The 23,076-nt window shown below is 58.3% G+C and carries 23 protein-coding genes; 8 read left to right on the plus strand and 15 right to left on the minus strand.

Features of this window, described 5'->3' with window-relative positions; translation table 11 throughout:
• Positions 1-17: 17 nt before the first annotated feature.
• Positions 18-953: an AraC family transcriptional regulator gene (locus BM216_RS31590; RefSeq protein ID WP_093004170.1), complete on the plus strand. Its 936-nt coding sequence runs from the start codon at positions 18-20 to the stop codon at positions 951-953.
• A gap of 264 nt (positions 954-1,217) precedes the next feature.
• Here BM216_RS31590 and BM216_RS31595 read toward each other — a convergent pair whose 3' ends face one another.
• The 6 genes from BM216_RS31595 to BM216_RS31625 all read right to left on the minus strand — a co-directional run bounded on the left by BM216_RS31595 (position 1,218) and on the right by BM216_RS31625 (position 7,110).
• Entirely contained in the window at positions 1,218-1,541 is a 324-nt protein-coding gene (locus BM216_RS31595; protein WP_244530444.1) for a hypothetical protein, read from the minus strand.
• Between the two features lie 799 nt (positions 1,542-2,340).
• Entirely contained in the window at positions 2,341-2,931 is a 591-nt protein-coding gene (locus BM216_RS31605) for a class I SAM-dependent methyltransferase (RefSeq protein ID WP_093004097.1), read from the minus strand.
• Entirely contained in the window at positions 2,931-3,566 is a 636-nt protein-coding gene (locus tag BM216_RS31610; protein WP_093004099.1) for a DedA family protein, read from the minus strand. The genes BM216_RS31605 and BM216_RS31610 overlap by 1 nt, the downstream gene beginning before the upstream one ends.
• Before the next feature lie 9 nt (positions 3,567-3,575).
• Entirely contained in the window at positions 3,576-4,553 is a 978-nt protein-coding gene (locus BM216_RS31615; protein WP_093004101.1) for an oxidoreductase, read from the minus strand.
• Between the two features lie 144 nt (positions 4,554-4,697).
• On the minus strand, positions 4,698-5,747 hold the full coding sequence (locus BM216_RS31620) for an aldo/keto reductase (protein ID WP_093004103.1): 1,050 nt from the start codon (positions 5,745-5,747) through the stop codon (positions 4,698-4,700).
• A gap of 49 nt (positions 5,748-5,796) precedes the next feature.
• The gene (locus tag BM216_RS31625; protein WP_093004105.1) at positions 5,797-7,110 is read right to left on the minus strand and encodes an MFS transporter; all 1,314 of its coding nucleotides are present in this window, start codon (positions 7,108-7,110) and stop codon (positions 5,797-5,799) included.
• Positions 7,111-7,272: 162 nt separating this feature from the next.
• Here BM216_RS31625 and BM216_RS31630 point away from each other — a divergent pair, with 162 nt between their 5' ends.
• Complete coding sequence (locus tag BM216_RS31630) at positions 7,273-8,196, plus strand: AraC family transcriptional regulator (protein WP_093004172.1); 924 nt, start codon at positions 7,273-7,275, stop codon at positions 8,194-8,196.
• An 89-nt stretch (positions 8,197-8,285) separates the two neighbouring features.
• Here BM216_RS31630 and BM216_RS31635 read toward each other — a convergent pair whose 3' ends face one another.
• From BM216_RS31635 to BM216_RS31650, 4 genes are all read right to left on the minus strand, one after another.
• Positions 8,286-9,305, minus strand: coding sequence for an SMP-30/gluconolactonase/LRE family protein (locus BM216_RS31635; RefSeq protein WP_093004107.1), 1,020 nt, complete (start codon positions 9,303-9,305; stop codon positions 8,286-8,288).
• Between the two features lie 39 nt (positions 9,306-9,344).
• Positions 9,345-10,727, minus strand: coding sequence for a tripartite tricarboxylate transporter permease (locus BM216_RS31640; protein ID WP_093004109.1), 1,383 nt, complete (start codon positions 10,725-10,727; stop codon positions 9,345-9,347).
• A 1-nt stretch (position 10,728) separates the two neighbouring features.
• A complete protein-coding gene (locus BM216_RS31645) occupies positions 10,729-11,190 on the minus strand; it encodes a hypothetical protein (RefSeq protein ID WP_093004111.1) in 462 nt (153 codons plus the stop codon).
• Between the two features lie 100 nt (positions 11,191-11,290).
• Complete coding sequence (locus tag BM216_RS31650; RefSeq protein WP_244530445.1) at positions 11,291-12,583, minus strand: hydroxymethylglutaryl-CoA reductase, degradative; 1,293 nt, start codon at positions 12,581-12,583, stop codon at positions 11,291-11,293.
• A 135-nt stretch (positions 12,584-12,718) separates the two neighbouring features.
• Between BM216_RS31650 and BM216_RS31655 the strand changes: the two genes are divergently transcribed.
• Both BM216_RS31655 and BM216_RS31660 read left to right on the plus strand, forming a co-directional pair.
• A complete protein-coding gene (locus BM216_RS31655; RefSeq protein ID WP_244530446.1) occupies positions 12,719-14,107 on the plus strand; it encodes an aminotransferase-like domain-containing protein in 1,389 nt (462 codons plus the stop codon).
• Positions 14,100-15,002 carry a hydroxymethylglutaryl-CoA lyase gene (locus BM216_RS31660; RefSeq protein ID WP_093004117.1) on the plus strand — a complete coding sequence of 301 codons (903 nt, stop codon included), beginning with the start codon at positions 14,100-14,102 and terminating at the stop codon, positions 15,000-15,002. Before BM216_RS31655 ends, BM216_RS31660 begins: the two co-directional genes overlap by 8 nt.
• Before the next feature lie 389 nt (positions 15,003-15,391).
• Here the strand turns inward: BM216_RS31660 and BM216_RS31665 are convergent, their stop codons facing one another.
• Entirely contained in the window at positions 15,392-15,592 is a 201-nt protein-coding gene (locus BM216_RS31665; protein ID WP_093004119.1) for a winged helix-turn-helix transcriptional regulator, read from the minus strand.
• Positions 15,593-15,830: 238 nt separating this feature from the next.
• On the opposite strand from BM216_RS31665, the gene BM216_RS31670 reads away from it, so the two are divergent.
• From BM216_RS31670 to BM216_RS31685, 3 genes are all read left to right on the plus strand, one after another.
• Positions 15,831-16,424 (plus strand): NADPH-dependent FMN reductase, encoded by a 594-nt coding sequence (locus BM216_RS31670; RefSeq protein WP_093004174.1) that lies wholly within the window; start codon positions 15,831-15,833, stop codon positions 16,422-16,424.
• Positions 16,425-17,085: 661 nt separating this feature from the next.
• The gene (locus BM216_RS34415; RefSeq protein WP_093004121.1) at positions 17,086-17,325 is read left to right on the plus strand and encodes a hypothetical protein; all 240 of its coding nucleotides are present in this window, start codon (positions 17,086-17,088) and stop codon (positions 17,323-17,325) included.
• 78 nt (positions 17,326-17,403) lie between these two features.
• The gene (locus BM216_RS31685; protein WP_093004123.1) at positions 17,404-17,565 is read left to right on the plus strand and encodes a DUF2934 domain-containing protein; all 162 of its coding nucleotides are present in this window, start codon (positions 17,404-17,406) and stop codon (positions 17,563-17,565) included.
• Between the two features lie 360 nt (positions 17,566-17,925).
• Here the strand turns inward: BM216_RS31685 and BM216_RS31690 are convergent, their stop codons facing one another.
• Positions 17,926-18,147 carry a hypothetical protein gene (locus BM216_RS31690; RefSeq protein WP_093004125.1) on the minus strand — a complete coding sequence of 74 codons (222 nt, stop codon included), beginning with the start codon at positions 18,145-18,147 and terminating at the stop codon, positions 17,926-17,928.
• A 193-nt stretch (positions 18,148-18,340) separates the two neighbouring features.
• Between BM216_RS31690 and htpG the strand changes: the two genes are divergently transcribed.
• The gene (htpG, locus tag BM216_RS31695) at positions 18,341-20,245 is read left to right on the plus strand and encodes a molecular chaperone HtpG (RefSeq protein WP_177231012.1); all 1,905 of its coding nucleotides are present in this window, start codon (positions 18,341-18,343) and stop codon (positions 20,243-20,245) included.
• 339 nt (positions 20,246-20,584) lie between these two features.
• Here the strand turns inward: htpG and BM216_RS31700 are convergent, their stop codons facing one another.
• From BM216_RS31700 to BM216_RS31710, 3 genes are all read right to left on the minus strand, one after another.
• Complete coding sequence (locus BM216_RS31700) at positions 20,585-21,322, minus strand: GntR family transcriptional regulator (RefSeq protein WP_244530447.1); 738 nt, start codon at positions 21,320-21,322, stop codon at positions 20,585-20,587.
• Positions 21,323-21,402: 80 nt separating this feature from the next.
• Positions 21,403-22,227 carry an alpha/beta fold hydrolase gene (locus BM216_RS31705; protein ID WP_093004129.1) on the minus strand — a complete coding sequence of 275 codons (825 nt, stop codon included), beginning with the start codon at positions 22,225-22,227 and terminating at the stop codon, positions 21,403-21,405.
• A gap of 2 nt (positions 22,228-22,229) precedes the next feature.
• Positions 22,230-23,075 (minus strand): carbohydrate ABC transporter permease, encoded by an 846-nt coding sequence (locus BM216_RS31710; protein ID WP_177231013.1) that lies wholly within the window; start codon positions 23,073-23,075, stop codon positions 22,230-22,232.
• Between the last annotated feature and the right edge of the window lies 1 nt (position 23,076).

Genomic DNA, 23,076 nt, shown 5'->3' on the forward strand with positions numbered 1-23,076 from the left:
AGAGCATCTATGCGAGGATGTCCGGAGTTTTGTTTAGATCGTCTATAACAGTGCGGGATCCGCTATCCGATGTCCTTGAAGTGCTTGGCGCTCACGTCGTGAGGCGTACTCGCATGGAGGCGGGTGGAACTTGGGCATTTGCATTCCCCGCAGTGGACCGCTTGAAGTTCGTGGCGGTTCTTAGAGGCGAGCAGTGGATGCTTACGCCAAATGAGCCACCCTGTCTCATGAAGACAGGCGATGTGTGCCTGTTGGGTCGAACGTCGTACGTCGTCGCGAGTGATCCCGAACTAGAGCCGCAAGATGGAGGATCGCTTTATCCAGATGGTGGCGCGGACGAGGTCAAAGTGGATTCTGGCGACGGCGTTGTTGCCATAGGCGGTTCCATAGCTTTCGCCGAAGTAAACGGTGATTTTCTCCTTGATACGCTTCCTGGCTTCCTGCTCGTGCGGAGTGAGACATCTGCATCCGAGGCTATCGCAGCAATTCTTGACCTCATGAGCAATGAAATCTTACGCGACGCGATTGGTACTGGCGTCGTCGCGGCTCGTCTTGCTGACATCCTCGTGGTAGAGGCACTTCGAGCGCTCTCGGCCGACGGTGATCGAAGCCGGATAGGCTGGCTTGGAGCGATCTCTGATCCGCGTCTCGGTCGTGCGCTACGTGCTATCCACCGTGATGTAGCCTCGCCCTGGACCGTTGCTGCACTGGCGAATGTAGCCGGCATGTCACGCGCAGCGTTTTCTGCTATATTTGCGCGGCAAGTTGGGAGGCCACCTTTAGCGTATCTTCGCTACTGGCGGCTCACTCTCGCTAGATCCTTGTTACTTCGAGGGACGAATAGCGTTGACGACGTTGCCAGACAGGTCGGTTACACGTCACAGAGCGCTTTCGGGAACGCTTATCGCCAAGCATTCAGGACGTCGCCACGATCACATAAGCCCGGTGCCTGACTGGACTTGCCAGACGACACTGCCGATCGCTTCTTCGAGTAGTTTTGCATCGCTGCGGACACCTTTAATCAGGAAAAGGCGCACGGCCAACCCTCGAACGGGAAACCGGCCCCATGTTCAGGCCGAACTCGCGGCTCAATCGGGACCTCTTTCCCAACGCGCCCTGACGCGAGCGAATAACCGTCGCGGCCTTCACCCGATCGTCATGCTGGACTTGCTTTGGTTCAAGGCCGATAGCGGGAGATCGCACCCGATGGCCGAATCTCAAGCGCCAATCGAAAGGCCGGCGTTCACTGCGCCATTGAGGAATGGCAGGCGCTGCGTCAGCGTTCCAGACAGGGCAAAGATGGCGTTGGCGATAGCTGGCGCGATAGGCGCCATCCCCGGCTCACCCATTCCTGTCGGCTTGCTATCAGACGCAACTATGTGCATTTCTACAGCGGGCATCTCGTTTATCCGCAGGACCGGATACCGGTCGAAATTTGTTTCCTGAACATTGCCCTGCTTCAGCGTGATCGCGAGAAAAATACGGGCGGGGCGTCTGAGGTGAAATGTCAAAAACCTCAAATTGTGTGCCAGATCCTCCACGGCCGGCTCGCCGGGCTCCCGGGCGCCTCGCCCCGGGTCAAGGTTTAAACGGTCGTTGCCGAGCCAAGTCTTCACGAATCCAGGCCAGTGGAGGCTCGACGAGAAGTCGCCGGCCAGACGTACAAGGCTACGGCACCGCGCAGACCAGGGCCGTCCTTTATCGTGGCAGGCGACCGATCCCGAAACCAGAATGTGACTGTGACTACGACCGTGCCCGGGCGAACCTTCTCGTCCAGGAATTTCGATAACCTCGACATGGCGCTCGGCATAAGATAGCACGTCACCGCATCGGCATCCGCTAGATCGAATTTATAAAAGTTCTTTGCCGCTACCGAGACGTTAGGGAGGCGCCAAGTTCGCAGTCTGGCAACGAGGCACGGGAAAGGCGAAATCTCCATGCCTTTCACACGCGCGTCTAGAAAAGTTTTGGCGAGTGCGATCGGAAGCGAGCCCCAGCCACACCCCAGATCGTAAATCACAGCTGATTTAGAAAGGTTCGCATCGCGCAGTAGCAACAACATCGCCTGCCTCCGATTTCGCAAGCGGCCATGACCGTACCCTCGTCAGTGCGTGGAAAAACAGCAGCGATAAGCATACTGACGAGACCGCGACAAGCAGAACGACGGAAAACGCTTGATGCATGTTCTAACTCTCGAATGAGCTTGACCGAGTGCTGAGGGACCAGGTCGGGGCGAGGCCTGCCCGGTTGAGCTGAAGAAAGAACAACCACGCTGGTCAGCTGCTGCTCGCTAGTCGGGATTTCTCTGCTCATTGAAGACAGATGATCCTGTTGCTTACATTACAACATCGTGCGCGGCCTTCGTCGAGTGATACGATAGACGGCGGCGGGTGGAATATTGGCAAGGGTCCATCCGATATACGTTGCCTTCAGGCCCAGGCGGTCAAGCAAGGGTCTGGCGATCGGACACTTTGGGCCGTAGGTGAATTGGTAGAATGCTCCGCCGGGGCGAAGATGTGAGAATGCCCCCTCCAGGATAGCATGCACTTTGCGCAACGGCATCGAGAGAAGAGGAAGGCCACTGACGACGGCACCCACAGGCGCTGAGGCATGAAGCGGTAACTTGCGCAGCTGAGCAGCATCCATCTGTACCGTTTGTGCGGTTGGGAAGCGATCGCTGAGTTGGTTCGCAAACTCCGCGCCGTACTCGACCAGCACGAGGTTCTTCTCAGCGACACCTCGACGCAGCAATGCGTCTGTAAAAACGCCTGTCCCCGGACCCAGCTCGATGACAGTGCCCGTGTTCGCGGATATTTCGGTTGTCATGAGAGAAGACAGCGCACGCCCCGACGGTGTGACGGAGGCGACGCGGAGGGGCGCGGAAAGCCATGCCCGAAAAAACAAAAACGCATCGGTAGGGCTATTCGTCATCACTTGCTTGCTCCGTGGATGAGGCGCATCGCATATCGTCGCTGAAGCCGCCACACCAAAGCTGTGAGCACTTCAGCGACAATCAGCAGGACCAATATTTTCAGAGCGAGCGCGGACGAATTGATGCCAGGAATGGCCAGCTCAGCCAGATAGCCGGCGACGATGAACAACCCGTTCCACAGAACGATGCCGGCTGCTATGCCGGATACAAATCGAATCGTATTCGTGCCTAGAAGCCCAGCCGCAATGGGAGAGATCAACCGTACGGTGGGAATAAGTTGCGACAGGATCGTGAGCGCGCCTTCCCGGGCACGGAGGGAGGACACCATCCAGTCGATGCGTGACTGCAATAGACCAATCCATCTGCCGACCCGGTAGAGAAGCTTAACCGACCTCTCTCTTCCGATAGCGCGTACAAGGAGATAGAGAACGAGAGCCCCAATAAGACTGCCGAGCGTCGTCGAAATGACAGCGGTGTGGATGGACCAGACATCGTCATCGGCCGCGATACCTATGGCAACGAGAACACCATAGGAGGGCAGGGCGGGCACGAAGCGCTCAGCTATCCCGATCGCAAATAGGCCGAATATGCCGTAAGCCGCAATCCAGTCGACAAGGTTTCCAAGTGGATCCATACCTTACCCCTACCGTCTGATCGCTGTTGCGCCGAGACCGGAGATGTCTGGTAAAGGAACCTGCGCATGGAACGAGATCCCCGTCAGCTTTTCCGAAATCTCCCACAGCCTACGCGCCACATGCTTTTCCATCGCCTGTCGCGGGATCTGCGCTTCGGTCGGGTATCCTCGGGTCTCGATGAGTTTATCGGGGCCATAATAGCCGCCGCCTCGTGCATCTGGAGACGTAGCGGCAAAGAGTGTCGGCAACGCGCCCTGTGCCACAGGCTGGAACAGAAACCACATGAACGATCTAATCAGGCCGTGGGCACTGCGGTGACCAGGGCCGTTGTGAAGCAGATCCGTGCGCGATACTCCTGGGTGTGATGCGATACTGGTAATACCCCAGCCCGCCGTTTCACTTCGCCGTTGCAGTTCGAACGCAAACATCAGACAGGCCAGCTTCGACTGGCTGTAGACAGGCATGGGCATATAGCCTCTCTCGGCTTGCAGATCGTCGAAGTTGATCGCGACGCTTGCGCTTCGCACAGCAATGCTAGAAAGCGTTACGACGCGCGGGGCGTTTGCCCGCATAAGCATCGGCAGAAGGTGGCCGGTCAGAGCAAAGTGGCCGAGGTAGTTGGTGCCGAACTGCAGTTCGAAACCGTCCTTGGTCTTTTGGCGCGTCGGCGGTGTCATGACGCCAGCGTTGTTGATAAGAACGTCGATACGATCGCGCGTTTCCTTCAGTCTTGTCGCTAGAGCTTCAATCGACGCAAGGTCACCGAGGTCAACTGCCTCGAAGATGACCATCGCGCTCGGCGCTTGCTCCTTGATGCGCCTCACCGCCTCGGCGCCTTTGGCCGAGTTGCGCCCCGCGATGATGACGTCGCCGCCGGCACGGGCAAGCGCCAAGGCATCTTCGAAGCCTAACCCGCCTGTACCAGTGACCACGATTGTCCGGCCCGTCTGGGACGGCATATCCTCTAGTGTCCAGATCTTATCCATTGTCGTTCTTTCGGGTGAGTTTCAGGGTTAGATAGGTCCGCCGAAGATGCAGGAGTTGCCAGCACCTTCGGCGGACTGGAGACCGCCTCTGGCTCAAGGCGATCCCCGTCAGATCGGGGAATGGGGTGGCTCCCCGATCTGATCTCACTCCGCGGCAAGTTGCGGCTGTACCTGGGGCAGCTTGGGCGGCACTTCGCGAATACGTTGCATCCAGGTAGGATATTCCGATGAGATCGCGCTTGCCGCGTCGAGCACCGCAAGCTCCTCCGTGCTAAGCACAACCTGCGTGGCTCCTACATTGTCGTCCAGCTGCTCGATGCGCTTGGCCCCGACAATGACGCTCGTGACATGCTGCTGGTGCAGCAGCCAGGAGAGCGCGATTCTTGCAACGCTGACGCCCTTTTCCATCGCGAGCTTCTCCATCGCGTCGATCACGTTATAGGCGCGATCCATGGCAACCGGCGGGAAGTCGAAAGTGGCTCGACGGCTGCCGGCCTCCCCCTGCTTATGGCGACTAAATTTGCCGCTCAAAAGACCTCCGGCGAGCGGGCTCCACACAAGAAGACCGAGCTTGTCGGCCTTGATGAGGGGCACGATCTCGCGTTCGAGCTCTCGACCGGCGAGCGTGTAATAGTTCTGGGTCGTCGCAATCTTGGAAAGGTTGAGACGCTCGCTATATCCGAGCGCCCGCGCCATTTGCCATGCCGACCAGTTCGACACGCCGACATAACGAACGAGACCTTGGCGTACGAGAGTGTCGAGCGCCACAAGGCTTTCCTCGATCGGCGTCACGGTGTCGATGTTATGAAGCTGATAGAGGTCGATATGGTCCAGCTGCAGCCGCCTCAGGCTGGCCTTGACGCTGTCGAGAATATGTCCGCGTGAGTTACCGGCATCGTTCGGTCCGGAGCCTGTCGGGCCGCAGGCCTTTGTTGCGATGACGACATCCTCGCGTCTGATCCCAAGGTTCTTCAAAGACCGGCCGACGATTTCCTCCGACGCGCCGGCGGAATAGATATCAGCCGTGTCGATGAAGTTGATGCCGTGCTCGATGGCGCGAGCGATCAGAGCCTGTGCGTCCTCCTGCTGGACATTTCCCATGTTCGCCCACACGCCCTTGCCTCCGAATGTCATTGTGCCGAGGCAGAGTTCGGAGACAAAGAGGCCTGTATTCCCGAGTGTGTTGAACTTCATGACAAGTTTCCCTTTTGCCTGTTTGATGGATGACAACGACGGTTTGTGGTTAGGGCTGGCGAAGGAAGGCGCCAATGCGGCGGTTTGCGATGAGGAGAGTGATACCTGTCGACACCGCCGCCACAGGCACGATCAACATACCGAGGCCGAGGCCGTTCGGAATGTCGGCAGCACTTGCCGCATCGCTGACAATGCCAACAAACAGAGGAGCAAGCGCAGGTCCGAGCAGGCCGCTTCCGATCATCATGAGACTGGTCGCCTGTGCCTGCCGGCCCGGACCAGCGACGAGATGCGCGGCTCCGAAGCCCCAGGGTAAAAAGAACGAGAACGACAACATTGCGGGAACGAAAAGCGCGACCGACATCCAACCGGCTGGTGCAAAGAGAGCCGCAGTCGTCGTTACACTGGCGATGAGGAAGAGAATTGCCGGGGGCCCTAGGACCCTGCCGGTCCCGGAGCGGACGGCGTGGTCGAACCAGCGGCCGCCGCCCAAAGTCCCAATGATCCCCATCAACCCTTGCAGCATGCCGAAGGAAACCCCGACTTCTGTCGCCGTAAGGCCATGGGTACGGATCAGAAACGGAATGGAAAAAGCGTAGAAAGGGGCTCCGGCGAAGCCAAGGAAAATCGCCCCCGTAAACATCCACCGAAACGCGGGAGAAGACAGCATTTCGAGGCTTGTTCGCAGAAAAGGTTCGCTCCGACCGGCTTTGCTCTGGAGCGCCGGTGTCGGGCCGGCGATAAGAATCGTCAACAATCCGATCAGAATGCCGACGGCTCCGGCGCCCATCAGCACGATGCGCCAGCCGAAGATATCCGCGATCGCGCCGCCGGCGGCAAAGCCGAACATCGTGCCCAGGGGGATGCCCATGGCGAACAGACCGATGGCAAGACCACGCCGCTCATGGCCGATTTTGCGAACGATGAGAGCGTGACCAGCCGGGACGGCACCTGCCTCTCCAAATGCGACACCGAAGCGTGTCAGGGCAAGAAACATGAAACTTGCGGCAAATCCGCCAAGTGTCGTCATCACGCTCCACAGCAGGATACAGGACACCAGCACGAGCCGGGGTGATCCCCGATCTGCCGCACGGGCAAGCGGTAACGAGAGGAGTGCGTAACAGACCGCAAAGGCGATCCCTGTCAGCAGACCCATCTGGGTATCGGTCAGAGAAAGATCTGCCTTGATTTTCTCTGCCAGGATGAATGGAAGAATACGATCGATCTGGGAAAAGGCATTGATCAGGAGAAGCACGATGCATATGGCAGCTATTCTCCAGCCTTTCACGTATTCCGTATGTGAGGCTGGCGACGACGCCCGTGTCCCCGACGGATCTATTGACCCAGCGACAATTTCTGTCATTTTGAGGCTACTCCTCGCTTGGTTGCACCCTTAAGCTAGATGGAGTGTCCGATGACCAAAATGCCCGAACCTTCAAGAAACTTGCCTATTCCTGCAGAAGAGGCGATCATGCCGCCGAAGAGCCACATATTGCCGTGGCCCCTGAAACAGCCGGAGCCCCGTTTGAATACGCCACTGCTGTCCGCGGTGACGGGCTACATCGAAGACCAAGGGGGCGGCCAAGGCCTGTTCCCAACGGCGATAGAAGGCTTCAACATCGTCCGCTCGTTTCAGTCGATGATGCCCATGCGCAACATATACCGGCCGTCGCTCTGCGTCGTCGTCGAGGGCGGCAAAGAATTGCAGCTTGGAGATGAACTGCTTCGCTACGGAACAATGGAGTGCCTTGTCGTCAGTGTCGGGGTACCGGCGACTGGTCAGATCGTCGAGGCGAGCAAGGAAACTCCTTACGTTGGCGTGATGATTGACTTTGACGTTGCAACGGTACGAGAAGTTCTAGAGCAATTGGAGGCGCTTCCCCTACAGTCGGAGGCACCAGGTCCATGCGCGTTCGTTGCGAAGGTCGATCAGCCTCTAGCCGATTGCATCCTTCGCCTCGTTAGGTTGCTGGCGACACCAAAGGCAATCCCGGTTTTGGCACCTTCAATCGTCCGGGAGATTTGCTACTGGTTGCTGAGCGGGCCGCATGGCGGCGAAATTTGCAAACTTGCCTTGCCTGACTCAAACATCGAGCGCGTTGTTAGAGCTGTGTCGGTCCTGCATACCAATTTTGCAGAGACGCTCCGAGTGGAAGAGCTAGCGGATATTGCCCGGATGAGTCCGTCATCATTTCATCAACACTTCAAGGCGCTGACGACTATGACACCACTCCAGTTTCAAAAACAACTTCGCTTGCTGGAGGCACGCCGACTTATGGCGACGCAAGCTGCGAACGTTGCCGAGGCCGCCTATAAGGTGGGCTACGAGAGCGCTTCGCAGTTCAGTCGAGAATATTCCCGGACCTTCGGCGTCGCACCGAAACAAGATGCTTTGAAGCAACAAAAGCTTCAGGACCTGTATGCCAGCCGTACGGTGCGTTCAGCGTAACGCGGCAGTCTGACGAAGCCGCAGATATCGGGAGAGTCAGAAACCCCACATGTCGCACTAAACTCTCCCGCCACATGCCTTGACCTACGTCACCTCGCTGCCTTGGCGAGAGCCTTCGCTGCGAAGATTGTTGATCCCTGTCCTTTGTCCCAGTCATTCGTGAAAATTAGCAGTTCGTCCGCGCCAGATCGGATAACCATGGATGTTGAACGCAGATTGTGGCTGTCGTCTCGACCGGGCAGCAGGTACTGGCCGACTGGGAAGCCAAGCGGATTGAACACCATGATCCGACCCTGACCGTACATCGCTACATAGACGTTGCCGTTGGCGTCGATGCGAATGGAATCCGGCCCTCCGCCGACAAAACTGTAGACGACCGATGAACCGAATGGTGCGACCGTGGTGGCGTCGGCGAGGGAAATTCGGTGCAACTTGCCGCCGGCTAGTTCCGTCACCCACAGCGTCTTGCCATCCGGGCTCAGGCCGATGCCGTTCGCGATCCGCAGGTTCGGAACGACCATCACCGGTTTGCCACCACCGGGTGCGACATAGTAGACGCCACCAGAGGGCAGACTAGAGCCGCCTTTGAAGTCAGTGAAGTAGAACCCACCCTGCTTGTCGAAAACGAGGTCGTCTGGCAGAAAACCCTCATCTCTCGATACGACCGTTCGCACGTCGGATCCGTCGGCCGCCATGGAGACGACCGAACCGCGCGATTGGAAATCCCCGAGTTCGGCCATGTAGACACGGCCATCGCTATGGACTGCCAAACCTGCAGGACGAAGCTCCGTGTCCGGGACGAAGCTCGATAGCTTTTTGTCGGGTGTCAGGCGAAAAACCGTTCCGCCGAAGACCTCGCAGAACAGCAAATCGCCCTTCGCGTCGAATGTCGGGCATTCGAGTTGCAGTCCCTTTTCGGAGACCTTGAAATATTCTTTGGCCTCGACCGAGGGCAGATCGGCTTCCGCCATCGGCAGTGGTACAGCACTCCGCAATGCAGACGAAATATCGAGGGCTGGAAAAGCGTCGTTATCGTCGGCCGAATGAGCTATGGCACTGATTAGGATCAGCGCCGCGCCCGTAGCCGACATGCAAATCAGTCGATTCATAGTCTCTCCTCCCATTTTCCGACAAACTGAGCGGCTGGGTCAGCCGATCAGCTTAAGGATCGCCGGAACGCTGAGGATCGCGGCGTAGTAACTCATGAACTGTACGCCGGTATTCATTCCGAGTACGCGGTAGAGCAGGCCGCCGACGAGGCCGACCGTCACGATGACCAGCAGCGCCAGGGATCCGCCCTCCCAGAGGCCGATTACCAGGATGAGGCCGACGAAGGTTGCGATGATGGCTTCATGGCTGATGTACTTCGCGACGAAGGCCGCAGCGCTGCGGGCATGGTTCATCGCAAATGGGTAAGCGATGGCGGCGGCGATAACGACGGAGACGAGGCCCCAGATCAGAAACTCGGACACGGACATCATCGTGTGTAGGTTATTGACGACGCCGGTGGCGGTATCGACCGTGAAACGCGGCGGCGCGTTGAACAGCGGAGCGGCAGGGCCGGCAGCAACCGGGCTGAGTGGCAGACCGAAAGCGATCAATGGGATCAGCGCCTCGGCAATGTAGGTGGATTCTGTCACGCCGTTACGAACGGCGAGCACGGAGGTCAGGCGATGATAAGCGTGCTTGATGCGCGCGCCGACAATTTCGCCGGCGATTACGGTCACGGCGACTGGGCTGAAAACGAACGTAGCGCTCGTCACTGCGGCCGCTGCCGCCGTCGTGACAACCTGGCTTCTGTCAAGCACGCGAAACGGATTGGGGAAATAGCCGCCCCAGCCCTTCACGTCGGGGGCAAGCGTGGTCTGGCGTGGTTCGCTGCGGTTCATGCGTTTGCGTTCGAGCGGCGACACCGCGGAGAACAGTTCAGCCACCAGTGGCCCGACGGCGATGCCTAGAAAATAGCTGACGCCGAGCTTGACGTTATGCGTGGCTGTGAAACTTTGTAGGGCGACGATGAGCAGCGTGAACGGTACCAGCGCTATGACGGAAGCCCAGCGACCGGCCGAGAAATAGGCGATGATGAGGGCAGCGCCGATGAACAGCCATGGAGCGGAAGCGGTTATGTAGGTGCCGAACGGCGCCAGGATGATAGCGAACAGGACAGCAAGCGGCACGGCGATGAAGGCCGAGATGACGGAGCCGGCCAACATTTTGCGCAGAGCCACATGCGGTGCGCCCAGATTGCGAAGCGCCGTGGCCTGCTGCAGTAGCGGCAGAGCCAGCGTATCGCCTGGAATGCCGAGAAGCGCCGTTGGCACCGCGTGGGTCATGTGCTTGGAAACCGCCGCACACATCCAGAAGGTAAAAACCGCGACCGGCGGTGCGCCAAGAAGAACCACCAAAAGTGTCACTGGGGCGATCGTGGTGGTTTCGTCCGTTCCCGAGATCAGACCAATGGCGGAAAACAGGATTGCTCCCAGAAGGCCGAGCGAGGTGGCAATGACTATTTCATAAAGCATCCCGTCCATCTCAATCCCCCTGCCTGTCGGTTCCGCGGCTATCCTGGTAAGACTTGAACAGCTCGTAGAGGCCAACTTCGCGCATCTCCTGCGCGACTTCGGACGGGATATCCTCCACCCGGCCAATCGTCCCGCCCTCCTGTTCGAGCTGTGCCAGGATATCGGCCTGCCAGGCAGTGCCTTTCTCGACTTGTTCCACTACGATGCGCTTCGGCGCAAAGATCCGGGAGCAAACGGCTCCGCTGATCACCGAGCCGACGATGCCGGCAAGCATTGCCAGTGCCTTGCCGACTGCGGGAGTGGTGGCCAGAGGCGCGATCGTTGCAAGAGCGACGTAGTAGACCACCACGCTCAGTATGGCGCCGATAATCATGGCCTTCGCGAGCTGAGGGCGAGACACCACGTCTCCCCAAACTTCGGCAAGCTGACCGTGCGGGCCGGCGGCGCGCACAACATCCTGATCTGTCATCATTATCCCTCCCCAGTTGTCGGCCGCTCGGCCGTAAAAAATGGCCACACGTGACCAGCCAATCGGGCAGAGCTCCTCCCTTGCCCGGCTGCCGGTTTCAGTTCTAATTCCGCAGTTCTGCGAGGATCTCCTCTGCCTTGGTGGAGCGAACATCACGATCGGCGGCCAGCTTGCGCGCGACCGCATCGATCTCATCGCCGACGGCGCCGGCACCGATCGCAATGTTGCGCGCATGCAGCGCCATATGGCCGCGCTGGATGCCTTCTGTGGCAAGCGCGCGAAGGGCTGCCATGTTTTGTGCAAGGCCGACGGCGACCGTTACTTCAGCAAGCTCCACGGCCGAGGCAACATTCAGGATCTTCAAAGCAGCCTGTGCCGAGGGATGGGTCTTCGTCGCGCCGCCAACCAGGCCAAGTGCCATCGGCATCTCGATCGTTCCGACAAGCGTCCCCTTGGCGCTGATTTCCCAAGTGGTTAGCGACGTATAGCGACCGGAGCGCGCGGCATAAGCATGGGCACCGGCCTCGATCGCCCGCCAATCGTTACCAGTCGCGACGACCACAGGATCGACGCCGTTCATGATGCCCTTATTGTGGGTTGCAGCGCGGTAGGGGTCAACGGCTGCCAATTCGTAGGCATCGACAATACCTTCCATCATCCGTCGACCGGAGAAGTCCTTGGTAACGAGGGCTTCTTCGGTCAATTCGATACGGGCTCTGACAAGCCGCAGATCCGCCAGGTTGGACAGGATGCGAAGACGCACCTCACCGCCGGTGACGTGCTCCACGATCGGTGCGATGGCCTCGGCCATGGTGTTGACGGTGTTGGCGCCCATGGCATCGCGCACATCCACCAGCAGATGCAGGACGACCATCGGCCCGCGGGACGTCGATGGGAAGACATGGACCTCGATGTCGCGGCAGCCGCCACCGAACTTGACGAGGACAGGGTCCGTGGCGTTGGCGGACGACACGATCTCGTCTTGCGCCGCCAGGATTGCCAAGCGGGCACCATTGGGGTCGGACAGGCCAATGATCTGGACCTGGGCGCGCATGATGGGCGCGGTCGACGAGGTCTGGAATCCGCCGCAGCCACGTACGATGCGCGCCATATAGGAAGCGGCTGCAACTACGGAGGGTTCCTCGACGGCCATCGGGACGAGATAGTCCTGACCGTTCACGAGAAAATTCGTCGCAACGCCCAGCGGAAGCTGAAACGTTCCGATCACATTCTCGATCATGCCGTTGGCGCGTTCGACGGACAGGGCATCCGGGGCAGCCAGAACGGCTTTCGATCGATCATCCATCTGCGTCGCGGCGGCAACCTGCTCCAAGCGCTCGGCCGGAGACAGGTTTCGCATATTCTCGATACGCGAGGTGGCGGTCTTTCCAGTCAATGGCTCACTCCCAAACCAATCTAAGCTTTGCGTTGGCGGCAAACTGTCCTAAGCTAAGGTTATGAGGCAAGGGACAGTTTTGCGGTTTATCGCAGGTACTGTCCCATTCCAAGGGTGGGACGATATTTGAAGGTCGTGGATAACATCGTCGCGCATGTCTGCGGGCAGATTGCATCCGGCCTATACAGGTCTGGCCAGAAACTGCCGTCTGTCCGGCGTGGGGCCGAGCAATTCGGTGTTTCCAAGAACACGATGGCGGAAGCTTACGACCGGCTGGTTGCCCGTGGGCTTGCTATCGCGCGACAGGGGTCGGGCTATTACGTCGCGGAGAACCGCCCGGGGCCTGTTTCCCGTGTGAGGCCCGATGTCACCGAGGCCACCGGCATCATGTCCCTGTTGCGCGAGCAGCTTGACCAGAATTACCAGACGCGGCCGGGTGACGGTCGTCCGCCGGCAAGCTGGACCGAAGACGCGGACATGCGCCGGATCCTGCGGACGAGCCGTAACGCAAACGCCGAGGTGGATTTCGGTTATGGCAGTTCCTGGGGTTTGAGCGCCCTGCGGCAATGGCTGCGGGTCTCCCTTGCCGAACGCTCGATCACGACCGAGCCGGATGGCATCATGCTGACAAGCGGGGTCAATCACGGCCTTGACCTGATCATCCGGCATTTCCTGGAACCAGGCGATACGGTGTTCGTCGATAGCCCCGGGTATTACCCCCTTTATGCCAAACTCCGGCTGGCAAAGGCGAATGTCGTTCCCATCACTCGGCTTCAGGACGGCCCCGACCTCGACGAACTTCGCCAGAAGCTGGTCACACATCACCCCAAGCTGTTCTTCACCCAGAGCCAGGCGCACAATCCGACCGGGGGCACCCTGTCGCCGGCCCATGCGTTTGCCCTTTTGCAGATGGCTGAAGTCCACGATTTCCGTTTGGTCGAAGACGACATCTTCGCCGACCTGATCGCTCCGACGCTGCCGCGGCTTGCGGCCTTCGGCCAGCAGCAGCGCGTTCTCTATGTCGGGTCGTTTTCCAAGACTCTTTCGGCGAGCCTGCGCTGCGGCTATGTCGCCAGTGCGCCGGACACTATCCGCAGTCTGGTCGATTTGAAGATGATCACCACGGTTGCAACCTCGCTTCACGTCGAGCGGGTCGTTCTGGAAATGATCGAAACTGGCCAGTATCTCAAAAACCTCAGGCGGCTGCGCGGATGGATCGAGGACGGCGCGAAGGCGACGGGGCACGCACTTTCGGCGGTCGGGCTGGAGGTGTCGCTTCCGAAAGTCCCGGGCTTTTACATCTGGGTGCCGCTTCCAAAAGAGATTGACGAGGCCGCCTTCTGTCTCCGGGCAGCAAAGGCGAACATATTCATCGCGCCCGCAAGTGTCTTTTACGCCGATCGCGAAGCACCGACACCGCCCGCAATGCGCGTCAACGTCGCCTATGGCGCCGATCCGCGCTTCTGCGCCTTTCTCAAGGACGAAATCGGAAACATAATGACAACTGGAGGAAACGATGCCTGATGTTCGGCTGGTCGAAGTGGGCCCGCGTGACGGATTGCAGAACGAGGTCCGCCCACTGAGCGTCGGTGATCGCGTGCAGATGATCGAAGGTCTGATTGGGGCAGGGCTCAAAACAATCGAAGCCGGCAGTTTCGTATCACCGAAATGGGTGCCGCAGATGGCAGGTTCCGCGGAGGTGCTCGCCTCTGTTTCAAACCAGGACGGTGTCAGCTTGCCTATGCTCGTTCCAAACCTGAAAGGCTTCGAAGCGGCTCGTGATGCTGGGGCCACGGAAATCGCAATATTCGCATCGGCATCTGAGAGCTTTTCGCAAAAAAACATCAACTGTTCGATCGACGAGAGCTTCGAACGCTTTCTGCCGGTGCTTGAGGGTGCCCGCGAAGCCCGCATGCGTGTTCGCGGCTACGTATCCTGCGTCCTTGGTTGCCCCTACGAGGGAGCGGTTGAGCTTTCCGCCGTTGTCAACGTTTCGCGCCGGCTTTACGACATCGGCTGCTACGAGATCTCGCTTGGGGACACGATCGGTATCGGTACGCCGAGAGCTGCGGCCGCTATGGTCATAGCCGTTGCAGGGGAGGTGCCCGTAACGGCAATCGCGCTTCACGAGCACAATACTTATGGCCAGGCGCTTGCGAACATCCTGGCTTGTCTGGAGGAGGGCGTTTCCGTTTTCGACGCTTCGGTCGGCGGGCTGGGAGGTTGCCCTTATGCGAGGGGCGCTACCGGAAATGTCGCCACCGAAGAACTAGTCTTCATGCTCGAAGGCATGGGCGTCCGGACCGGCGTTGATCTGGTGAAGCTCGCCCATGTGGCAGTTGAGACCGCCCAAAAGCTTGGTCGTGATCCGGTTTCGCCAGTTTCAAGGATAATGGCAGCACGCTCCGTAAACCCGTAAGCGGGTCACGAACGAACTTGAACATTGCCAATGTCGGCGCTTCTGGGGAATGCGGAAAATGTACAGCCAGAGCGGCCAGCCCACCTGACGGCGTCGGGCTCGTTTCACCCCTGGTGCATCAAGACTGCTTGAACGATGTCCTCGTGAAGTAAATTAACAATGGACAGGGCTCATCCGGATCGCTCGCAAAACTTGACGGCTAGATCGGAGAGAAGCAGGGCTGTTTGAGTTTAAGTAAATTATTCATGCCCACAAGGTTGGTATGGGTGTCAGTAGAACCTCTTACCTACTAGCATTGCTGGAAAATCACGACCTCCGCCACGATGTCCCGAGACGGCTCCTGCCTATCGCGCCCAATGAATGACGTCCTATGCACAATGTCGACCTTATCACTGATGCTGCACCTCGTGATGTGCGATCCGCGAGACGAAGCCGTTTTCCTCGAGGTCGCGCAAACTGGACACCACGACCTTCTTACTGATCTCTCCGATCTCCCGTCGCAGAGTGTTTAAGCGATAGGGACCTCGGCCAAGCACGCGCACGATCAAAACCGTCCACTTATTCGTGACCGTCGATAGCGTCCGTCGGATAAGGACACGATTGCTGGTTTCCTCTAGGTTACTTGGTCGCTACAAAGTAACTCCTTGCGGGCTTGTGGAAACCAATCGTAATCTGGTTTCGTTTCGAAACCGGGAGATGAGCTCCAGTCTGCGCGAGAGGATGGCGGCGACGATGTCGTCTTCCTGGAAACGGAGCAGACGTCTGAAGTTCGTGCCGAGCGAAATGCCCATCCAACACCCCTTAGCGGCAACATTCGAGGCAGTAACAATGACCCTTAAACCACGGATCGCACTTATCATCGGCTCCACGCGGCCGACCAGGTTCGCCGATAAGCCCGCCCAATGGATGCTGAAGCAGGCGAAGGCGAGAGGCGATATGGATGTCGAGATCGTCGATCTTCGTGACCATCCTCTTCCATTCTTCGACGAGATGGCGTCAAACCTCTGGATGCCAAGCCAAAATCCAGAGGCCATCCGCTGGCAGGAGAGGATCAGCGGTTTCGACGGCTATATTTTCGTAGTGGCCGAGTACAATCACTCAATCACCGGCGTTCTGAAGAACGCCCTGGATCAGGCCTACAAGGAGTGGATACGGAAGCCGTTCACCGCGATTGGCTATGGTGGCGTCGGTGCATCGCGCGCGGTCGAACACTTGAGGACGATCGGCACGGAATTGCAGATGGTGTCCACGCACGCGGCTGTCCATATTGGCGGTGGAGATTTCATGGCGGTGGCGCCCAGAGGCGGCAACAAGCCGATCGAGGAGATCGAAGCAAGCCTGCTCCCTTCAGCGCAAACGGCCTTGGATGAATTGGTGTGGTGGGCCAAAGCGACGATGGCAGCCAAAGCGGCGGAGCAATAATACGGCAACTGCCGCCCGGGCGCTTTGCGCTGTTCTGGCCGGCGTTCCGCTACCGCGTCCGAGAAACCCGCAAAGCTTCTTCGACAACCTGTTCAAGCTGCTCGCGCGTTACGCCGTCCCGGGCCTGGACGGAGATGCCCTGAAGCACGACAATCAGATAGCGGGCGAGGGAGCTGGCTCGATGCGGATCGAGCCAGCGTCCAAGCGCATCCGCAATTGTCTCGCATCGCGCCCCGGCGTTCCGAAAAGACCAGCGCAAGGGCGGCGTGTTCTTCGGCACACTGGAGCATGCCGATTGAGACCATGCATCCTTTCTCCCCGGCAGGATCGATGACGGCATCGGCGCCCTGACGCAAGATCGCCGCTACGGTGACAAGCAGGGCGCCGACAGGCTCGGACCTCTGGGCATAAGCGAACGTGAAATCCACCAATTGATCAGCAGTTGCGGGACGCAAAAGGTTCTCGGTTACGGCGTCCTGCGGATTGCGATCTCGTCAATTCGCAGTGGCCAGAAGCAGCGGGAGCAGAGAGAATGATCAGGCGCTAACCCGAGAACATACTTTGCCAGCGGCTATGTCTTTATCGCTCCTCTACCCTACTTGATTAGGTGAGCCGTAACGGCCGATGCTTCTATTCTTCCTCTGACAATGGATGGTTGGTCATGACATCACGCACCAGCTTCGACGCGAGGTTTTCCTTCACGGACATAGGCCGCGAAAAATTTCGAGTTCTCGATATCAAAGATGGCCTCGGAGCCGACGTTTCGGATCACGTCTCAGACCCTCATTTGTTCTTCTCGGACACTGACGCGTTGAAGATCGCGATCGCGGGAAAGCTCGGCTTGGAGCCGGCAAATATCGACCTCCAAATGATCGAAGATCAAGGCGGGCCAGGAGGCTGACGAGCGCTCCGCTCCAAAAGCTTACTTTGAGAGATTTATCACGGTCCGAGATTGTTTCGGATTGACAAGGAGAGTTTGATGGACACGTTCCGCGAGGAATGGATCGCGAAACGCTGTTATGAATTGAGGGAGCAGGCGGGCCGACCGGAGGGACAGGATCAGGCGCACTGGGGTCAGGCAAATGCGGAATATGATAGCAGCAAAGCCGGTAACTCAAACAGCAGTGCGGCTATCAACTAGGACGACGAGGAATATTGAAAAGCAAGGCCAGCCAAACAACGCCGGATCGAAGCGGAGCTCCAGCTTAGACGCCTGTGCCAATTTGAATTGTATTCCTGCTCTCCATATTCGAAAGTTCTAAATGCAACATTTCGAGATATAGAGATCGCGACACGCATTTTGCTGACGGCTCATCTTCTCTAGTATTGGAAACTGCTGTCCGCCTTCACAACTCGTTATCGACGGCGGTTGATTGAAGCAAGTCGGCGTTGTGGCGGCCTTTGAAAAAGTGTCGCAACGGCACTCTGGTCGCGGCTCGCCGTAACATAAAGATGGTCTTATAAAGACGATCAGACAGGCTAACCTTGCTTGTGGGCCATCTTATTCAGCTGCTTGAAGACGGAATGACGTTTTTGGCTGCTCGATCCTGCTGAGGATTTCGAACTCTTCAATCATAAAATGCTGATCCGATCCAGGCACCGCTAAGGTCCAGAAGTCCCGACTTTTGCCGAAAATCGTAGAAACCTCCACAACCGTAAGACGCCCATCGTGATATTTTACGGAACGAGCCCAATAGAATGCGTTCGGAACCAGATTGCTCATGTCGCTACTCCTGTCCGACAGGATCGTACGAGAGGAAGTTAGGAAGGGACTACGAAAAAGAGACGCTTAGGCCGCGCTGTCCCCAGGTTTGTGACACGATCGCAAAATCTTTTGTGAAAGTGCCGAGCGGGCAGGGCGACGACGCTTGAATTCTTATCACAGAAAAACCATTTGACCGGCGTTTTCTAAACGGATGGAGGTACCAGTGACGACGGAAGATGAGCTGCAGCCCGAGCAACACGTATTCGAAGCCGATGTCAGCCGGCTCCTGCACATGATGGTGCATTCGGTTTACTCCGACAAAGATGTGTTCCTCCGGGAATTGATCTCGAACGCGGCGGATGCGTGCGAAAAGCTGCGGTATGAGTCGATTTCCAAGCCGCACCTCTCGTCCGATGGAAACCCGCTGGCGATTCTCGTGACGCTCAATCAGGAGTCGCCCACACTCGTCATCGAGGACAACGGCATCGGCATGAACCGCGAAGAGATGATCGACGCGCTTGGCACGATTGCGCGCTCCGGGACAAGGGCGTTCATGGAGCGGCTTGAGGCTGCCAAGGCTGGCGAGAAGGCTGAATTGATCGGCCAGTTCGGCGTCGGCTTTTACTCCTCGTTCATGGTCGCCGAAAGGGTCGATGTGATTTCCCGCCGTGCTGGTGAGGACGAAGCTTGGAAATGGTCGTCTGATGGCAAGGGAAGTTATGACATCGTCGCTGTCGATCTTGGCGCGGCGCCAGCGAGGGGCACGCGTGTCGTGCTACATCTCATGGACGATGCGAAGAAATATGCCAGCAAATGGACAGTCGAAAAGATTATTCGCGATCAATCCGGCCACGTGCCCGTTCCTATCCGCCTCGTCGAAAAAGAGGGCGTCGAACCGTCACAGATCTCTGATGGTGCAGCGCTCTGGATCAAGCCAAAGGACGAGATATCCAAGCAGGACTACGATGATTTCTATCGTAGTGTCTCGGGCCAGTACGACGAGCCGCTAGCTAACGTGCATTTCCGCGCTGAGGGCCGCCACGAATATACGACGCTTGCCTTCATCCCGGGCTCTCAACCATTCGATCTGTTCGATCCAGACAGACAGGGTCGGATGAAGCTTTACGTGAAGCGCGTCTTCATAACCGACGAAGCTGACTTGCTGCCGCGTTACCTGCGGTTCGTCCGCGGCATCGTCGACACCTCGGATCTCCCGCTCAACATCTCCCGCGAGATGATCCAGGAAAGTCCCGTGCTAAACGCTATCAAAAAGGGTGTAACGAGCCGGATCCTTTCCGCCCTGGAGAAGATGGCTGAAGGCGAAGCCGAGATGTTTTCCAAGGTCTGGGATCTGTTTGGCGCTATCCTCAAGGAAGGTATCTACGACGACTTCGAGCGGCGCGCGCAGTTGATGAAGCTGGCGCGCTTCCGTAGTACCGTATCTGATGGGGCGACTCGAAGCCTGGCCGACTATCTGGCCGCAATGAGGGAAGGGCAGTCGGCGATCTATTACATTAGCGGCTCTAGTCTCGACCAACTGAGGTCGTCGCCGCAACTCGAAGGTTTTCGGGCCAAAGGGATAGAGGTACTCCTGCTGACCGACGGCGTAGATAATTTCTGGCCAACTAATGTCCCCGATATCGAGGGCAAGCCTTTTAAATCGGTTACCCAGGGCCTTGCCGATCTGAATGCTGTGACCGGCGATGGCGGCACCGATGAGGGTAACCGGCAAGCTTCTCCTGAAGTCGGGGCATTCATCGATTTCGCGCGAAGCGCCCTCGGTGAGGATGTTGCTGACGTGCGAATTTCCGATCGGTTGACCGAAAGCGCGGTCTGCCTTGTCGCTTCGGAACATGGCCCCGATCGTCAGCTCGAAAAGCTCCTCCAAGGCGCGGGGCGTTTACAGACCGCATCGAAGCCAATCTTGGAGATCAACGCGCAGAACGAGCGTGTTAAAGCCATCGCATCGATCTACGATCCGGCGTTTCGCGAGGATGCTGCGTGGCTTTTGCTTGACGAAGCACGCATTCTTGACGGAGACAAGCCAGCCAATCCGCGTGCTTTTGCCGACCGACAGGCCAGGCTGTTTGGCTTGGCCATCGGGCACGACAAATAAGGGTCTTGGCGAGGCGGTCTCCAGTTGCCTCGCCATAAAAGCCTTAGAACAAGGGTTTGATGAACGCGATCGCTGAATGTTTCGCATTCTCTGGGATGGGCAGCGCTTCTCAGATCATGATCTCAGGTTTTTGTCAGCCGATCAGTAAATAGCCCACTAGGATTCTGTTAGCTAGGGGATTGGATTAGGTTTGTTTGGACTTTGCAGGTCGTTCGTTCGTACCTCATCAAGAACGAGAGAGCGATGAACAGACATCAGGGTTTATGCACAGTCGAGGCGAGTGTAGCGAAGTACAAGTGGTGTCCTTTGCTCCTCTCCGCCGATATCTGACCGTTTTGGCTAGACATGGCCGTTGTTGGCTTGCCATCTATTGGCTCGGCTCATATTGGCGGGCAGCGAAGCGATGAAATCAGTCAGCTGGTCGCCGAGCAACTGAACGTGTTCGCTTGCCGCCTTGCGGGCCTCCTCCGGATCGCCGGCATCGATTGCGTCCATAATTCGGACATGTTCGCTCAGCGTGCTCAGCATGCGCCCGGGTTGGTATGTGGCGCGCAGGCGATAAGCACCGATGCGGCGGCGCAATTGGATTGCCTGATCGGCGATGAAATGCGTGTGGGCCGCTTCATAGAGCAGATCGTGAAACTGCTGGTTGACCTTGTAAAAGGCCACGGGATCGCCAGCCTCGTAGGCGCTGACCAGTTCCTTGTGGACTTCCCGCATGGCGGCGCGTTCGGCAAGTGTTGCGCGGCGTGCGGCAAAGCGGGCGCACAGCCCCTCGAGCGCCGCCATAACGTCGAACATCTCGATCAGTGCCGGGATGGACAGGATGGCGACATGGGTACCCTGGCGTCCGCGGGTTTCCACAAGACCGATGGCGAGAAGCGCCTTGATCGCTTCGCGAACCGGCGTGCGCGACAGGCCGAAGGTGCGGGCCAGTTCCATCTCGTCCAGACGTTCGCCGGGTTCAAGACGGCCGTCGAGGATCATCTGCTCCAACTGCTCGCGCAGTTCGCCCGAACGGGTGGGGGCACGCATGTTGCCGGCCGCTTCCGGCAGGCGGATATCATCCTGGGCCAAATCCAGTCCTCCTGCGTTTCCGAGCACGGAAAGCGAGTTCTTCCTCTTGGCAGGCTTATACGTTTCTTTCAGTCGCGTATTCAATGCCCTGATCCTTGGTATACCCAATTGGCGATGCAGGACCTGATCTTTTCCACAATCATCGCTGGCGCTTCCACCATGGGGAAATGACCCGATTCAAAGGTGACGACCTCGATTTCGGCAAAGCAGGGCATCGGCTCAGGATGCGCAAGGCGTGCGACCCAGGGTGAATTCAGCATCAAGGCCGGTCTCGTGACGAGCGGCCAGCGGTCCTCAGCATTCCAGGCGAAAAGATCGTCCTTGATATCGAGCGCAAAGTCGGACGGCGCTGCGGCAATCATTCCGTCGGTAATCGACTGGCGCAGCGCCTCGTCGGTCGAGGGGTGGACGATGATATCGACCATGGCGCGCATACGGCCCGCATAGTCCAGCTCAAAATCCTCGTGGCGACGGCGGATCTCGTCGTCCGGCAGACGACCGTAATAATCACGATCCGTCAGTGTATCGAGCCCGATCAGCGCCTTTATGCGGGACGGCACGGCGATGGCGACCTCGGTCATGATCGGGCCGCCCATGGAATGGCCGATCAGGATGGCGTCGCTTATGTCGAGACAATCAAGCAGGTGGGCAACGGCCGCACCCATGGCAAAAACGGTCTGAGCCTCGGGCGGCGGAGGCGCCATCCCGCCGAAGCCGGCATGAGAGACGGCGAGCACGCGATGGTCGCGGGCCAGTTCGGGGCCGATGATGTCCCACTGCTCGGCGCTGCCGCACCAGCCATGGATCAGCACGAGCCATTCACCTTCAGCGCCATAGGTCCGATAGCCGATTTGGCCGCCCATCGGTGCGTGGAGGGGCGTGAGCGATGTGTTGCTGTGTGCCATGGTCAGCCCTTGATGCCGCTGGTTGTCATGCCCTGGGTGAAATATTTCTGCAGCAGAAGGAAAAGCAGGATGAGCGGCAGCGTGGCGACGGTTGCGCCGGCAAATGTTTCTCCCCAGTTCGGCAGTTGCGTCGGGGAACCCTGCTGGGCGATCGCCACCTGGATCACCTGGTTGGCGGGATCCTGAACGATGACAAGCGGCCAGAGAAAGCTGTTCCAGGAAAAGAGGAAGGTGATGAGGCCGAGCGTCAGCATCGGCACCTTGACATTTGGCAGGACGATCGAGAAGAAAACGCGCACATGGCCGGCACCATCGATGCGTGCGGCATCTTCCAACTCGACCGGCAGTTCCTCGAAGGCCTGCTTGAGCAGGAAAAGGCCGAAAGGGCTGGCGACCCACGGGATCATCACGCCGAGCAGCGTGTTCGACAGGCCAAGGCCGGACACCACCTGGTAAAGCGGCACCATCATCGCTTCGATCGGCAGGAGGAAGGTCAGGAGGATGAGAACGAAGACGATCTTGGCGCCCGGAAAGCGGATGCGGGTGAGAGAATAGGCCGCCATCGCGCAGAGCAGCAGCGTCAAGGCCACTTGCCCGCCGGAGACAATCGCTGTGTTAAGGAGCGCGGTCAGCACATTGGTGCGCTCGAACAGCGTCTGGTAATTATCGGTGGTCGCACCGACAGGGAAGAATGCCTTCCACGACAGCGGCGTCACGTCATCGAACAGCGTCAGCCGGTTCTTGAACGAGGACGACACGATCCAGGCATAGGGTGCGAGGAAACAGCACAGGATCAGGGCGATGACGAGGGTGACGAAGAGGCCGCGCCTCAGGGGATGCGTCTTCATG

The organism is Rhizobium sp. NFR07, from assembly GCF_900111905.1.
In the GTDB taxonomy this organism is placed as follows: Bacteria; Pseudomonadota; Alphaproteobacteria; order Rhizobiales; family Rhizobiaceae; genus Neorhizobium.